The 15,164-nt window shown below is 63.8% G+C and carries 12 protein-coding genes; 4 read left to right on the forward strand and 8 right to left on the reverse strand.

Annotated features, from left to right (window positions below):
• Positions 1–73 precede the first annotated feature (73 nt).
• Entirely contained in the window at positions 74–1,105 is a 1,032-nt protein-coding gene (locus JQ558_RS04335; RefSeq protein WP_212213253.1) for a peptidoglycan -binding protein, read from the reverse strand.
• 71 nt (positions 1,106–1,176) lie between these two features.
• Complete coding sequence (locus JQ558_RS04340; protein ID WP_212213250.1) at positions 1,177–2,175, reverse strand: flagellar motor protein MotA; 999 nt, start codon at positions 2,173–2,175, stop codon at positions 1,177–1,179.
• A 173-nt stretch (positions 2,176–2,348) separates the two neighbouring features.
• Between JQ558_RS04340 and JQ558_RS04345 the strand changes: the two genes are divergently transcribed.
• The 4 genes from JQ558_RS04345 (at position 2,349) to JQ558_RS04360 (ending at position 8,352) form a co-directional block, all read left to right on the forward strand.
• Complete coding sequence (locus tag JQ558_RS04345) at positions 2,349–2,666, forward strand: hypothetical protein (protein WP_212292991.1); 318 nt, start codon at positions 2,349–2,351, stop codon at positions 2,664–2,666.
• Positions 2,663–3,691: a cyclopropane-fatty-acyl-phospholipid synthase family protein gene (locus tag JQ558_RS04350; RefSeq protein ID WP_212292992.1), complete on the forward strand. Its 1,029-nt coding sequence runs from the start codon at positions 2,663–2,665 to the stop codon at positions 3,689–3,691. Before JQ558_RS04345 ends, JQ558_RS04350 begins: the two co-directional genes overlap by 4 nt.
• Positions 3,692–4,000: 309 nt before the next feature.
• Complete coding sequence (locus JQ558_RS04355; protein WP_212292993.1) at positions 4,001–5,209, forward strand: efflux RND transporter periplasmic adaptor subunit; 1,209 nt, start codon at positions 4,001–4,003, stop codon at positions 5,207–5,209.
• Between the two features lie 5 nt (positions 5,210–5,214).
• Positions 5,215–8,352 carry a multidrug efflux RND transporter permease subunit gene (locus JQ558_RS04360; protein ID WP_212276385.1) on the forward strand — a complete coding sequence of 1,046 codons (3,138 nt, stop codon included), beginning with the start codon at positions 5,215–5,217 and terminating at the stop codon, positions 8,350–8,352.
• A gap of 570 nt (positions 8,353–8,922) precedes the next feature.
• On the opposite strand, the gene JQ558_RS04365 is transcribed toward JQ558_RS04360, so the two are convergent.
• The 6 genes from JQ558_RS04365 to JQ558_RS04390 all read right to left on the reverse strand — a co-directional run bounded on the left by JQ558_RS04365 (position 8,923) and on the right by JQ558_RS04390 (position 15,139).
• Entirely contained in the window at positions 8,923–9,711 is a 789-nt protein-coding gene (locus JQ558_RS04365; protein WP_212276383.1) for an inositol monophosphatase family protein, read from the reverse strand.
• A gap of 101 nt (positions 9,712–9,812) precedes the next feature.
• Positions 9,813–10,943, reverse strand: coding sequence for a tetratricopeptide repeat protein (locus JQ558_RS04370; protein WP_212292994.1), 1,131 nt, complete (start codon positions 10,941–10,943; stop codon positions 9,813–9,815).
• An 8-nt stretch (positions 10,944–10,951) separates the two neighbouring features.
• A complete protein-coding gene (locus JQ558_RS04375) occupies positions 10,952–11,659 on the reverse strand; it encodes a thiamine phosphate synthase (protein WP_212292995.1) in 708 nt (235 codons plus the stop codon).
• A 2-nt stretch (positions 11,660–11,661) separates the two neighbouring features.
• Positions 11,662–12,702: a class I fructose-bisphosphate aldolase gene (locus JQ558_RS04380; RefSeq protein ID WP_212292996.1), complete on the reverse strand. Its 1,041-nt coding sequence runs from the start codon at positions 12,700–12,702 to the stop codon at positions 11,662–11,664.
• A gap of 110 nt (positions 12,703–12,812) precedes the next feature.
• Positions 12,813–13,880 carry a class II fructose-bisphosphate aldolase gene (gene fba, locus JQ558_RS04385; protein ID WP_192736874.1) on the reverse strand — a complete coding sequence of 356 codons (1,068 nt, stop codon included), beginning with the start codon at positions 13,878–13,880 and terminating at the stop codon, positions 12,813–12,815.
• Positions 13,881–13,939: 59 nt separating this feature from the next.
• On the reverse strand, positions 13,940–15,139 hold the full coding sequence (locus tag JQ558_RS04390) for a phosphoglycerate kinase (protein WP_212292997.1): 1,200 nt from the start codon (positions 15,137–15,139) through the stop codon (positions 13,940–13,942).
• Positions 15,140–15,164 lie beyond the last annotated feature (25 nt).

Genomic DNA, 15,164 nt, shown 5'->3' on the forward strand with positions numbered 1-15,164 from the left:
TGATCCGGGCATCCACCCACTTCGAAAGAATCTCTCTTGATGGATTGCCGGGTCAAGCCCGGCAATGACAATGTTACCGTTCCGTCAGCTTCAGCTCGATGCGGCGGTTGCGCTTGTAGGCTTCCTCGGTCGGCGCCGTGTCGAGCGGCTGGAATTCGGCAAAGCCTGCGGCGACCAGCCGCTGCGCGGGGACGCCGAGCGAGATCAGATACTGCACCACCGAGATCGCGCGCGCCGATGACAGTTCCCAGTTCGACTTGAACACCGGGCTGTTCATGATCGGCCGCACGTCGGTGTGGCCGTCGACCCGCAGCACCCAGGCGATTTCAGTCGGGATCTTGCTATCGAGTTCGACCAGCGCGGAAGCAAGCTTGTCGAGCTCGGCGCGGCCTTCGGGCAGCAGCAAGGCTTGTCCGGTGTCGAAGAACACCTCGGATTGGAACACGAAGCGATCGCCGACGATCCGCACATCCGGCCGATTGCCGAGAATCGCACGCAGCCGCCCGAAGAACTCGGAACGGTAGCGCGTCAGTTCCTGCACCCGCTGCGCCAGCGCCACGTTGAGCCGTTGCCCGAGATCGGCAATGCGGCCCTGCGATTCCTTGTCGCGCTTTTCGGAGGCGTCGAGCGCTTCTTCAAGCGCGGCGAGCTGCCGGCGCAGCGCGCTGATCTGTTGGTTCAGCACCTCGATCTGCGCCAGCGCGCGCGACGTCACCGCCTTCTCGGAATCCAGCGCCTTGTTGAGTTCGTTGGCGCGGCCCTGGGCGTCGTTGCCGGCGCCGGCGAGCCCCTCATAAAGCCCCTTGATGCGATCGCGCTCCGCTTCCACCGATGTCAATCCGGCGCGCGCCTGCGAGAGCTGGTCGCTGAGGTTCAATCCGGTGAGTTTTTCCAGCGACAGCAGATCGTTCAACTGCGCGATCTTGGCGTTGAGCGCCTCCAGCGCCTTATCCTTGCCGGTAACTTCCTGCGACAGGAAGAACTGCACAACGAGAAACACCGAGAGCAGGAACACGATCGAGAGCACCAGCGTCGACAGCGCGTCGACGAAGCCCGGCCAGTAGTTCATTCCCGATTCGTTGCGGCGTGCGCGCGCGAGGGCCATCGGCTAAATCTCTTTATGTCTGAGCATGATCTTATCCGAAAACCGGAACGCCACTTTTCGGGATCATGCTGTTAACTTTTCTCGGGTTGGCGCGCGATCCGCTCCAGCAGTTTCTTGATCTCGCGGTTCTGTTCGCCCTGGCCGTCGGCCCATTCGCGGATCATCTGCTGCTCGGTGCGCATATGCGCGACCAGGCCCTGAATGGCTTCGGCGAGATTGGCCATCGCCGCCGTGGTGCTGCGGCTGCTGCCGCCTTCCTCGACCACCGCACGCAGCCGCTCCATCGCGTGCTGCAGCTCGCCGGAAACACCGGTGGTGCCGTCGCCTGAATATTCGCGCACGGTCGAGGCGAGCCAGTCTTCCAGGTCGGTATAGAAGCGGTTCTGCGCCTGGCTCGATTGCAGGTCGAGGAAACCCAGGATCAGCGATCCGGCGAGGCCGAACAGCGAGGAGGAGAACGAGATGCCCATGCCCTTGAGCGGCGCCGCCAGACCCTCCTTCAGGGTATCGAACAGCGAGCCCGAATCACCACCGACCTTCAGCCCCTCGATCACCTGGCCGACGGAGCCTACGGTTTCGATCAGGCCCCAGAAGGTGCCGAGCAGGCCGAGAAAGACCAGCAAGCCGGTCATGTAGCGGGAGATGTCGCGGGCTTCGTCGAGCCTTGTTGCGATCGAATCCAGCAAATGCCGCATGGTCTGCTGCGAGATCGACATCCGCCCGGTGCGCTCGCCGCCGAGTATCGCCGCCATCGGCGCCAGCAGCGTGGGACGCCGGTCGATGGCGAGACCGGGATCGGCGATGCGGAAATTGTTGACCCAGGAGACTTCCGGGTAGAGCCGGATCACCTGCCGGAACGACAGGATGATGCCGATCAGAAGCACCGCGCCGATCAGGGCGTTGAGGCCGGGATTGGCGAAGAACGCGGTGACGATCTGCTTGTAGAGCACGGTCATGACCAGGCCGCACAGCACCAGGAACACCAGCATCCGCACTAGAAAGATCTGTGGCGACGACAATTTGGTGAGCTCGATCTCCATTTCGGAGCGGGCGGAGGGGCCTTGGGGCATTGCGGGGGTCTTCCGTTGCGAAAAGCCGCGTTTGGGAGGCCAATATGGCACAGCACGGCTGAGAAAAAAGATCGGAAAGCGCTGTTTCAGGCAAACGAGGGGGAACTTCACGCCGAAACCGGGCTTTGACTTGAGCGTATTTTGGAAACGTTCTTTGTCCAACCGGGATTTTCATGACGGTCCTGCATCTCGAAGCGCCGGCGGCGATGGCCGTTTTGCTCTCGGTCCGGATGGCGGGCGCCCGGATGGTGCAGCCACTCACCGGCAATGCCGGCTGGGTGAATGCAATCTGGACCCTTTCGCTCGGTTTGGCCCGTGTAACCGGCATTCCGTCGCGGGAGCCGCAGCTGCTGCGCTCGCGCGATCACCGCTATCGCGACTATCCGTTGCGTGCCCGTCAGTTCTTCTCGCTGTCGCCGCAAGATGATCCCCGAAAGTGGAGGCCGGTTTTCCAAAATGGATCGTGCTCAGAAAAGGGAGTGGTCACATGAGCTTTGTTTCCACGATCATCGGCACTGCTGAGCGGGTGCCGCTGCCTGACGTCATCATCCGTGCCGCGATCCACCGGCTGTGTTCGCGCACCGCAACAAGACTCGCCGTCGGCAACGCCGAAAGCGACGCCTGGTTTGCCGACGAGATGGCCGCGCGTGCCATCGCCGAATACAGCGACGAGGCCACCGCGCAGCATCACGAGGTGCCGTCGGCGTTCTTCGCGCTTGTCCTCGGGCCACACCGCAAATATTCCTCGTGCTTCTACCGGGAGCCGGCCACGACATTGCAGGAGGCCGAAGAGGAGGCGCTGCGTCAGACTGTCGGGCATGCCGATATCGCCGACGGCCAATCGATTCTCGAATTCGGCTGCGGCTGGGGTTCGCTGTCGCTGTGGATGGCGCGGCAATTCCCGCATTCGGAAGTGACGGCAGTATCGAACTCCGCTTCACAACGCGAATTCATCGAGGGCGAAGCCGGCAAGCGCGGATTGAAGAATCTGCGTGTGGTTACCGCGGAGATGAATTTGTTCGATCCGCAGACGCAGTTCGATCGCATCGTCTCCGTCGAGATGTTCGAGCACCTGCTGAACTGGCGCGAATTGATGTCGCGGATCCGTTCGTGGCTGAAGCCCGACGGCCGCTTCTTCATGCACATCTTCACCCATCGCTCGGGCGCCTACCTGTTCGACCGCGCCGATGGCGAGGACTGGATCGCGCAGCATTTCTTCACCGGCGGCATGATGCCGAGCCACCATCTGATCCGGCAATATTCCGATCTGCTCGAAATCGAAAAGGAATGGCGCTGGAGCGGGCTGCATTATCACCGCACCGCGCAGGATTGGCTGGCCAATTTCGATCTGCACCGCGAGGAGATCGAAGCGGTGTTGCGTCCTGTCTATGGCCGCGAGACCGCGTTGTGGATGCGGCGCTGGCGCTGGTTCTTCCTCGCAACGTCAGGCCTGTTCGGCTACGCCGACGGCAGCGAATGGGGTATCAGCCACTACCGGATGAAGACGGCTGGTTAACGGGGAGCAGTGATTCGCGCCAGTTTTGCGCAAATTCGCGGGATGCCGCGTTTGGAGCGCCGGTTCCCGCTTACACTTGTTGCGTTCCATTCCGACGCGCTGAAGCGTGACGTTGTCACAATCCGGTGAGTCAACAAAACCGCTGTTTGTTCAGTGTGATAGCGTCGTGTGACATTGGGCCGCCGCGAATCCGCATTGCATCGCAGCAAACTCATCCTATCCTTGATCTCAACAAGAACGCGGTGTCTTCGCGACATATCGCGCAAACATTTGTTTGCGCTTCAACTCGACTAAGGGGCGATATTTCTGATGTCTGGAATTCGTGCGCAATCGGCTGGCCTCGCGCTCATGCTCCTTGCGATGGCGCCGCTGTTGGCTGGATGCAAAGAGCCAACCGCTGCAACGGCTGCCGTGCCACATTCTTCCGAGCCAGACGTCAGTGTCGTTACCGTGAGGCCTCAGGCGCGTGCGATTATCCGCGAATTGCCGGGCCGTATCGCGCCGACCCGTGTTTCCGAAGTGCGGCCGCGGGTGTCCGGGATTGTCGTCGAGCGCCTGTTCCATCAGGGCAGCGAGGTCAAGGCCGGCGACGCCCTCTACAGAATCGATCCGCGGCCGTTCGAGGTCGAGGTGCAATCGACCGAAGCCGCGCTGGCGCGCGCCAAAGCCACGCTCGATCAGGCCGCATCGCATGCACGCCGCATCGCCACGCTGACCAGCCAGCGCGCAGCCCCCGAAGCCGAGAACGAAAAGGCCATCTCGGCCGAGCGTCAGGCGGCCGCCGATGTCGAAGGCCGCAAGGCCGACGTTGCCCGCGCCAAGCTCAATCTAGATTATGCGACCATTCGCGCCCCGATCGACGGCGTCGTCGGCGCCGCGCTGGTGAGCGAAGGCGCGCTTGTCGTGCAGAACGAAACCACGAGCCTTGCGACCATCCAGCAGCTCGATCCGATCTATGCCGATTTCACCCAATCGGTGAACGAACTCAATCAGCTGCGCCGGGCGGTGGAGAGCGGCGATCTCGATCGTATCGCGCCCGACGCCATGAAGGTTCGCCTGGTGCTGGACGACGGCTCGGTTTATCCGATTGCCGGCAGATTGCTGTTCTCGGACGCCAAGGTCGATGCCCATACCGGGCAGGTGACGTTGCGCGGCGAGTTTCCCAATCCGAGGCGCGAATTGCTGCCGGGCATGTATGTCCGCGTGCTGATCGAGCAGGGCATCGATACCGACGCCATCGCGGTGCCGCAGCAGGCGATCCAGCGTAATGGCGGCGGCGGCAGCGAAGTGTTCGTGGTCAAGAGCGACAACCTCGTCGCCGTCCAGCCGGTACGCACCGGCTCGCTGCAGAGCGGCCAGTGGTTCGTCACCGAGGGCTTGAAGGCCGGAGACAGGGTCATCGTCGAGGGATTCCAGAAGTTTGCCGCCGGCGATAAGGTCCGGCCGCAGCTGCTGACCGAGGCCGACGCGTCCGCCGATTTCGCTGGCGCCAGGCCGTCCGCGCAAGCGACACGGTAGATTAGATGCCGAGTTTCTTCATCGACAGGCCAATCTTCGCCTGGGTCGTCGCGCTTTTCATCTGTCTGATCGGCGCGATCTCGATCCCGTTGCTGGCGATCGCGCAATATCCGATCATCGCACCGCCCTCGATCTCGATCTCGACCAGCTATCCCGGCGCGTCGCCGGAAAACCTCTACAACAGCGTCACGCGGCTGATCGAGGAAGAGCTCAACGGCGCCAACGGCATCCTGAACTTCGAATCCACCAGCGACTCGCTGGGCCAGGTCGAGATCATCGCCAATTTCGTTCCCGGCACCGACACGGGGACGGCGTCGGTGGAGGTGCAGAATCGCATCAAGCGCGTCGAGGCACGTCTGCCGCGCGCGGTGATCCAGCAGGGCATCCTGATCGAGGAAGCTTCCAGCGCCGTGCTGCAGATCATCACGCTGCGCTCGACCGACGGAAGCCTCGACGAGGTCGGCCTCGGCGACTTCATGATTCGCAGCGTTCTCGGCGAAATCAGGCGCATTCCCGGCGTCGGCCGCGCCACGCTCTACTCCACTGAACGCAGTCTGCGTATCTGGGTCGATCCGGCCAGGCTGGTCGGCTACGGGCTGACCGCCGATGACGTCAACAAGGCGATCACGGCGCAGAACGCGCAGGTAGCCTCCGGCAGCATCGGCGCCGAGCCGAGCACGGATGACCAGAAGATTTCGGCGCTGGTGCTGGTCAAGGGACAGCTCTCGTCGCCGGACGAATTTGGCTCGATTATCCTGCGTGCCAATGCGGACGGCTCGACGGTGCGGCTGCGCGACGTGGCCCGGATCGAGATCGGCGGATTGAGCTATCAGTTCAACACGCGGCTTAACGGCAAACCAACGGCGGGTCTGTCGGTGCTGATGTCGCCGACCGGCAATGCGCTGGCGACCGCAAGCGCGGTCGAAGCCAAGATGAAGGAGCTGTCGCGCTTCTTCCCGGCCAACATCGCCTATGAAATTCCCTACAACATCACGCCCGTTGTGAAGGCCTCGATCGAAAAGGTGCTGATGACGCTGGTCGAGGCCATCGTGCTGGTCTTCATCGTGATGTTCCTGTTCCTGCAGAACATCCGCTACACGATCATCCCGACCATCGTGGTGCCGGTGGCGCTGCTCGGCACCTGCGCGATCCTGCTGGCGGCCGGTTACTCCATCAACATGCTGACGATGTTCGGCATGGTGCTGGCGGTCGGCATTCTGGTCGACGACGCCATCGTGGTGGTCGAGAACGTCGAGCGTATCATGTCCGAAGAGGGCCTGCCGCCGAAGGAGGCCACCCGCAAGGCGATGTCGCAGATCACAGGCGCCATCATCGGCATTACGCTGGTGCTGATCGCGGTGTTCGTGCCGATGGCGTTCTTTCCGGGATCGGTCGGCGTCATCTACCGGCAGTTCTCGGTAACGATGGTCGCTGCGATCGCGTTCTCCGCGCTGCTGGCGATGTCGCTGACGCCGGCGCTGTGCGCGACCTTGCTCAAGCCGGTCACGGCCGGCCACGGCCATGCCAGGAAGGGCGTGTTCGGTTGGTTCAACCGCGCGCTCGACGGCACCAAGGATGGTTATACGCGCGTCGTCGGGCACTCCTTAAAGCGAACCGGCCGACTGATGCTGATCTATGCGGCGCTGATCGTCGGGCTGAGCTGGGCCTTTATTCGCTTGCCCGGCGGCTTCCTCCCCGTCGACGACCAGGGCTTCATCACCACCGACGTGCAGACGCCGGCCGATTCCTCCTACGCCCGCACCGAGGCGGCGGTCGAGAAGGTCGAGCAATATCTGGCCAAGCGTTCCGGCGTCGAGAACGTCACCTTCCTCACCGGCTTCAGCTTCCTCGGCCAGGGCATCAACACCGCGCAGGCCTTCATCACGCTGAAGGACTGGTCGGATCGCGGACCGAAGGATTCGGCCGCGGCGATCGTCAACGACATCAACCGCGATTTGTCGTCGATCCGTGACGCCCGGATTTCTGCGCTGCAGCCGCCGCCGATCGACAATCTCGGCAACTCCTCGGGCTTCTCGTTCCGCCTGCAGGACCGCGGCCAGAAGGGGTATCCGGCGCTGGTGAGCGCCGCCGAGCAGCTGATCGCGGAAGCCAATGCCAGCCGCGTGCTGCAAAAGGTCTATGTCGAAGGCTTGCCGCCGGGGCCGCAGGTCAATCTGATGATCGACCGCGAGAAGGCCGGCGCGTTCGGCGTCACCTTCGAGGACATCAACAACACCATCTCGACCAATCTCGGATCGAACTACATCAACGACTTCCCGAACCGGGGCCGGATGCAGCGCGTGATCGTGCAGGCCGACCGCGGCAGCCGCATGAATGCCGACGACATCCTGAACTACAACGTCAAGAACAGCCGTGGCCAGCTGGTGCCGCTGTCCTCGTTCGCCTCCGTCGAATGGTCGAAGGGGCCGACGCAGATCGCCGGCTTCAATTACTATCCCGCGGTACGCATCAGCGGCGAAGCCAAGCCCGGCTTTACCTCGGGCGATGCCATCGCCGAGATGGAGCGGCTCGCCGGCAAGCTGCCGCGCGGCTTCGGCTTTGAGTGGACCGGGCAATCGCTGCAGGAGAAGCTCTCGGGCTCGCAGGCGCCGTTCCTGCTTGGCCTGTCGGCGCTGGTGGTGTTCCTGTGTCTGGCGGCGCTCTATGAAAGCTGGACCATTCCGCTCGCCGTGCTGCTGACGGTGCCGCTCGGCATCTGCGGTTCGGTGCTGGCCGCGTCGTTGCGCGGCTTGCCGAACGACGTTTACTTCACCGTCGCCCTGATCACCATCATCGGACTGGCTGCGAAAGATGCCATTCTGATCATCGAGTTTGCCAAGGAGCTGCGCGCGCAAGGCAAGCCGCTGGTCGAAGCGACGATCGAAGCCTGTACCTTGCGTTTCCGCCCGATCCTGATGACCGGTCTCGCCTTCGTTTGCGGCGTGCTGCCGATGGTGATCGCGACCGGCGCCGGCGGCGCCAGCCAGCAGGCGCTCGGCACCAGCGTGATGGGCGGCATGATCGCGGTCGTGATCCTGGCGCTGCTGATGGTGCCGGTGTTCTTCGTCGTGGTGCAAAGGTTCTTTGCGGGAGACCGGGAAGTGGTGGCGGAAGCGCAGGCGGCGCCGAGGCCGGCGGAGTAGCGATCATTCACCGCACCGGCCCGTCGCATCGACCGGCAGGCTCCTGGCATCCCGTTCCGCGCCCATAAACAGGCTGCCGCCGGCACCGCAACTTCCGCCCGTCCTGAGCCGCTCGCCCGCCTCGAAGCGGCGGAGAGCGCGCTGCGCCCGAACGTGCGCCAGACGGTGACGCTGCCGCCTTCACAATCGATGTAGCAGGACAGGGTGGGCATGATCCGGTCGATGAACGTGGCGTGCCATTCGCAGATGGCGCCGCTCGCCAGGCGTTCGCCGTTGGCGAGGTCGGCAGCAAGACGCAGGCTGTAGCGCCAGTCGTAGCCGCCACCCGATGGATCGCTGCGGTAGGGCTTTCGTCGGGATCGAGATGAATCTCGATCCGCATCGAACTCACTTCGTCTGATCTGCGCTTGTCATTTCTGGGCGAGGACAGATCGATGGGACGTGGCGGATCATAGTTCGCGGCAAAGCACGTCGTGCCGCCGCGTTCGGGCAGGGAGGGTCCGATGCCAGAGGTAGATCGCCAGTACAAGAGCGGAGAGGAGCGTGGTGGCCGCGGCGGCGGCGGCGCCGTTACAGCGGCTTCAGAATCTTCACCAGCTCTTTGTGCACGAACTCGTTGCCGCAGATCAGGTGACCGGTCGTGAGCGGATCGTCGTCGCCCGCCATGCCTGACACGACGCCGCCGGCTTCGCGGATCATGATCTGTCCGGCCGCCATGTCCCATGGCTGCAGATTGCGCTCCCAATAGCCGTCGAGGCGGCCGGCGGCGACGAAGGCCATGTCGAGCGAGGCGGCGCCGAACCTTCGAAGGCCAGCAACCCGCTGCTGGATCGCGGTCATTTCCAGCCGCGACTGGGCATGATCGCCGCGTCCGATATGCGGCAGGCCGCAGCCGACCACGCATTCGTCGAGCTGGCGCCGGCCGGCGACGCGCAGCCGCTGGTCGTTGAGGAACGCGCCCTTGCCGCGCTCGGCGATGTAAAGCTCGTCATTGGCCGGATTGTAGATCACGCCGGCGATGATGGTGCCTTCGCGCTGCAGGCCGATCGAGATCGCGAATTGCGGAATGCCGTGCAGGAAGTTCGTCGTGCCGTCCAGCGGATCGACGATCCAGGTATGGCTCTTGTCCGCGCCTTCGCGCGTGCCGCCTTCCTCGCCGATGAAACCGTAACCCGGCCGCGACTTGGTCAGATCCGCATAGAGCAGTTCCTCGGCGCGCTTGTCGGCCATGGTGACGAAATTCGCAGGCCCCTTCAGCGACACCTGCAGATGCTCGACCTCGCCGAGGTCGCGCTTGAGGCTGCGGCCGGCGTGGCGCGCGGCTTTCACCATGACGTTGATAAGGGCTGAATGCAGCATGATGCGGGGCTTATGGGTTAGGAGGGAAACGGCCAATGCCGCCAAGGGTAGTGCAAGGGTTGAGGGACTGGGTGCCCTGACGATGTGTCGCCGTCAAGGCGTCATTTCTTGTCGTTGCCGATCCATTTGCGGGCGGCCTCCTGGGCCCTGGCGCGGTCCTCGGGGCTGAGGTCCGCCAGCGCATCGTCGAGCATCGGATCGCCCTTGCCGGCGGTCTTGGCGACAATGTGCCATTTCAGGGCCTCGACCTTGTCCACCGGCGCGCCCTGTCCACTGACCAGCACGCGGGCGAGGCGGTTCTGCGCAATCGGGCTGTTTTGCCGGGCCGCCTTGCGGAGCATCGCGACCCCGGCGGCCTCGTTCTTCGGCGTGCCGGTGCCGTTATAGAGCGCGATCGCGTATTCGACCTCGGCATCGACATTGTCGGCCAGCGACGCGGCTTGCAGCAGGCGCACCGCCTTGTCGATGTCCTTAGGCACGCCGGTGCCTTCCTTGTAGAAGGTCGCGAGCGCGTATTGCGCTTCCGGGTTTCCTGCGTCGGCCGCGACCCGCAGCAATTCGGCGGAACGTTTCACATCCTGCGGCAGCGTCTGCCCGTCGAGATACAGCAGCGCCAAATTATACGCCGCCTTGGGACTGCCGAGCTTGGCGGCGGAAGCCAGCAGCTTGACCGCTTGCTCGCGGTTGACCGGGCCGCCGCGGCCGGAAAGCTTCATCATCGCCAGCGCAAACATGCCCTCGCGGTCGCCGGCGTCGGCGGCGCGCTGGTACCATTCGATGGCTTTCGCGTAGTCGCGCTTGACGCCGAGGGCGCCGGAGTAGAGCTCGCCGATCATCGTCATCGCCTTGGCGTCGCCGGCATATTGCGCCCGCGTCAGCGCCAGATCGAGCGCGGTCTTGTAGAGGCCGCGCTGATAGGCGCCGTAGACGAGATCGACATTGGGATCGTCAAAGCTGGGTGTGGGTGAAGCTGTCGGGGCGGGCGTCGCGGCCGGTTTGGGCGTGGCCGCAGGCTTCTTGGCGACAGCGGGCGCCTTCGGCTTCGGAGCCTCCTTGGAAGCATCCTTGGAAGTCTCTTTGGTCGTCGCTTTGGGCGCCTCTTTCTTCGTGGCCGGCTTGCTGGCAGGCGCGGGCGTTTGCGCAGCGGGCGGCGTCAGCGAGATCTGCGCCGATGCGCCGGCCGCCGCCATCAGGCAGCAGCCAAGGATCGATATCGGACGCAGCAGTCTCATGTCCGGCGCTATCCCCGTCCGGTCGTCGGCTCGGTGGCGTCGTCCGTGCTCTTGTTTTTTCCAAACGCGTCGGCGTGTGCTTGCGTGATCGTCTGCTCGATATCGACCAGCGCCGCCTCGGGCCCGCGCGGATCGGCCCAGATGAAATCGCCGACAAGCACGAAATCCGCACCCGCGGCGGCAAATTCGCGGGCCTCCTCGCGTGAGGCCGCATAGCCGACGCAGGGCGGTTCGAACAATTCATCCCACCATTGCAGGCGCTCGGCGATCGCTTCCGCCGAGGGGCGCTCGCCTTTGGCGTCGGGTTCACCGAACAGCACGTAGTCCGCACCCGCTTCGCCCGCGGCCATCGAATCGTGCCGCGTGGCGAGGCCGCCGACGCCGGCGATGCGATCGGGCTTCAGGGACGGGAAGGCGTCTTCGATGGCAGCTAACCCGGTCAGATGCGCGCCATCGGCGCCGCCACGGGCCACCAGCTCGACATGGCCATCAAGCAGCAGCGCCGCGCCGCCGTCCTGGACCGGGGCCGCCAGCGCCTTGATCCGCGAGATCATGGTGCGCTGGTCGGTCTCGCGCAGCCGCAGCAGCACGGCGGCGACGTCGGCCGCGGCGATCAGTCCGGGGAGGCTGGCGATGAGCTGCGACGGGTCGTCCACGACCGATGTCGCGAGATAGAGGCGCGGCACGGGGCGCTGCGGAACGGGTTTAGCGGCCAATGCTATGCCACCTTCTTTTCCAGGCCGGCTTCCCACTCACCCTTGCTCGCCAGCGCATTCATCCGCGCCCGGTGCGTGAAGGCGCGCTGGCCGGCCGCGACGTTCTCGGCCTTGCCCGACCACGCCTTTTGCGGCGCCGCCTGCAGCGCGCGGCCGTAGGAGAAGGTCAGCCGCCAGGGCAGGCCGCCGATCCGGTTCATGGCATTGAGATGCGCAGTCGCATCCTCGTCGGACTGTCCGCCGGAAAGGAAGGCGATGCCGGGGACGGCCGCCGGAACGCAGCTCTTCAACAGCCGGATGGTCTTCTCCGCGACCTCTTCAACGGGCGACGGTTTCGGGCTTTTCTTGCCCGCGATCGCCATGTTGGGTTTCAGGATCATGCCCTCCAGCGCGACGCGCTGGATCCGCAATTCCTGGAATGTCTTGTTCAGGACGCGCTGGGTCACCTCAAAGCAGCGGTCGATGTCGTGATCGCCGTCCATCAACACTTCCGGCTCCACGATCGGCACGATCTGCGCCTGCTGGCACAACGCGGCGTAACGGGCGAGCGCATGCGCGTTGACATGGATCGCGGTCATGGTGGGAATGTTCCGGCCGTCAGTGCCGTGGCCGATGTCGATCACCGCCCGCCATTTGGCGAACCGTGCGCCGCGCTCGTAATATTTCTTCAAGCGCTCGGCGAGATTGTCGAGCCCGGCCGTGACCAGTTCGCCGGGGCAGTCCGGCAAGCCCTGGGTCCCTTCATCGACCTTGATGCCGGGGATGGCGCCGGACTGCTCGATCAGCTTGACCAGCGGCGTGCCGTCCTTGGCGTTCTGCCAGATGGTTTCGTCATAAAGGATGACGCCCGAGACGTATTTGCTCATCGCCTCCTGCGAGCGAAACAGCATTTCCCGGTAGTCGCGGCGCGTCTCCTCGGTCGATTCGACGCTGATGGCGTCGAACCGCTTCTTGATCGTACCTGAGGACTCGTCAGCGGCGAGTATGCCCTTGCCCGGCGTGACCATGGCGAGGGCGACCTTGTTGAGGTCAGCGAGATTCATTGATCCGTTCTCCAGACACCTGCCTTGCAAACCAAAATAGGCGGTTCTCGGGCAATTGCCTAGAAAACGTTCGTCGCGGCCGGCAGCCTCCGCGGCGGGTTGGCGCGGGGTCAGGCGACCTTGGGATCGAGCTCGCCCTTGCTGTAGCGCTTGGCCATTTCGGCCGTGGTCAGGACCTTCTTGATCTTGCTGGCCTGGCCCGCGGTGTTGAATTCCTGCAGCCGCTGCTTGCACAGCTTGGTCATCGCTTCCATCGCCGGCTTGAGATATTTGCGCGGGTCGAACTCTTCCGGATTGTCCTTCAGAACCTTGCGGATCTGCCCGGTCATCGCCATGCGGTTGTCGGTGTCGATGTTGATCTTGCGCACGCCGTGCTTGATGCCGCGCTGGATTTCGGAAACCGGCACGCCCCAGGTCGGCTTCATCTTGCCGCCGTTGGCGTTGATGATCTCCTGCAGGTCCTGCGGCACCGAGGACGAACCATGCATCACCAGATGCGTGTTCGGCAGCTTGCGGTGGATCTCCTCGATCACGTTCATGGCGAGGATGTCGCCGTCGGGCTTGCGGGTGAACTTGTAGGCGCCGTGCGAGGTGCCCATTGCGATCGCCAGCGCGTCGACCTTGGTCTCCTGGACGAATTTGACGGCCTCGTCGGGATTGGTCAGCAACTGGTCGTGCGACAGTTTGCCTTCGGCGCCATGACCGTCTTCCTTGTCGCCCATGCCGGTTTCGAGCGAGCCGAGCACGCCGAGTTCGCCTTCCACCGAGATGCCGCCGAGATGGGCCATGCCGGTGACGGTCTTGGTGACGCCGACATTGTAATCCCAATCGCCGGGCGTCTTGCCGTCGGCCTTCAGCGAGCCGTCCATCATGACCGAGGTGAATCCGGCCTGGATCGCGGTCATGCAGGTGTCGGGAGCATTGCCGTGATCGAGATGGACGCAGACCGGAATCTGCGGATAGATTTCGGTGACGGCGTCCATCATGTGCTTGAGCATGATGTCGTTGGCGTAGGAGCGCGCGCCGCGCGAGGCCTGGATGATGACGGGCGCATCGAGGCTGGAGGCGGCCTCCATGATCGCCAGCGCCTGCTCCATATTGTTGATGTTGAAGGCCGGCACGCCGTAATCATGCTCCGCCGCGTGGTCGAGCAGTTGACGCAACGTAATCCGAGCCATCCGAATTCTCCTTGTATTTACAGCGCCCTAAGCGCTCGATCTGCTGTCAGTTGAAGGTACTAGCGAATTTTTAGAACGTCGACACCGGGCAGGGGTTTCCCCTCCATCCATTCAAGAAACGCGCCGCCGGCGGTCGAAACATAGGAAAAATCGCCGGCCACACCGGCCTGGTTCAGGGCCGCGACGGTGTCGCCGCCGCCCGCGACCGAGATCAGCTTCTTGGCCTTGGTGCGTTCGGCGGCGTGCCTGGCCGACACCATGGTGCCGCGGTCGAACGGCGTCATTTCGAAGGCGCCGAGCGGGCCGTTCCAGACCAGCGTCGCGGCGTCGTCGATCGCAGCGTGGATCCGCGCGATCGATTGCGGGCCGACGTCGAGGATCATGCCTTCGGCCGGAATGGCGTCGAGGCCATAGGCATGCGAGGGCGAATTGGCTGCGAAATGATAGGCGACCACGGCGTCCACGGGCAGGATGATGGCGCAATTCGCGGCCTCGGCCTTTTCCATGATCCGCAACGCGGTCGCCGCCAGATCCTTCTCGGCCAGCGATTTGCCGACGCCGACGCCCTGCGCGTGCAGGAAGGTGTTGGCCATGCCGCCGCCGATGACGAGCGCGTCGACTTTTGTCACCAGGTTTTCCAGAAGATCGATCTTGGTCGACACCTTGGCGCCGCCGATGATCGCGATGACGGGATGGGTTGGCGCTTCCAGCGCCTTGCCGAGAGCATCGAGTTCGGCCTGCATGGTGCGGCCCGCACAGGACCAAAGCACGTGACCGAGCCCCTCCGTCGAGGCATGCGCGCGATGCGCAGCCGAGAAGGCGTCGTTGACAAAGTAGTCACCGCACTGCGCAAGGACATCGACAAATTTCGGATCGTTGGCTTCCTCACCGGCCTTAAAGCGTAAATTCTCCAGCAGCATGACTTCGCCGGGTCCGAGATTTTCCGTCGCCAGATACGGAGTGTCGAGGTCGTCGCAGAATTTCACTGGCGCGCCGAGCAGCTTTGAAAGCGGCGCGACCACGGCCTTCAGGCTCATGTCGGGCACGACCTTGCCCTTTGGGCGACCGAAATGTGCCATCAGGACGACAGCGGCATTCTTGGCCTGCAATTCCTTGATGGTCGGGATGGCTACACGCAGGCGCGTATCGTCGGTCACTTGGCCATTCGCCATCGGCACGTTGAAGTCGACGCGAACCAGCGCAACATTGCCACCGACATCGGCGGGCAGATCATCGAGGGTGCGGAATGATTTTGTCATTGGGGCTGTCTCTTGTCCCGGACAC

It is taken from the genome of Bradyrhizobium sp. AUGA SZCCT0160 (assembly GCF_018130105.1).
In the GTDB taxonomy this organism is placed as follows: domain Bacteria; phylum Pseudomonadota; class Alphaproteobacteria; order Rhizobiales; family Xanthobacteraceae; genus Bradyrhizobium.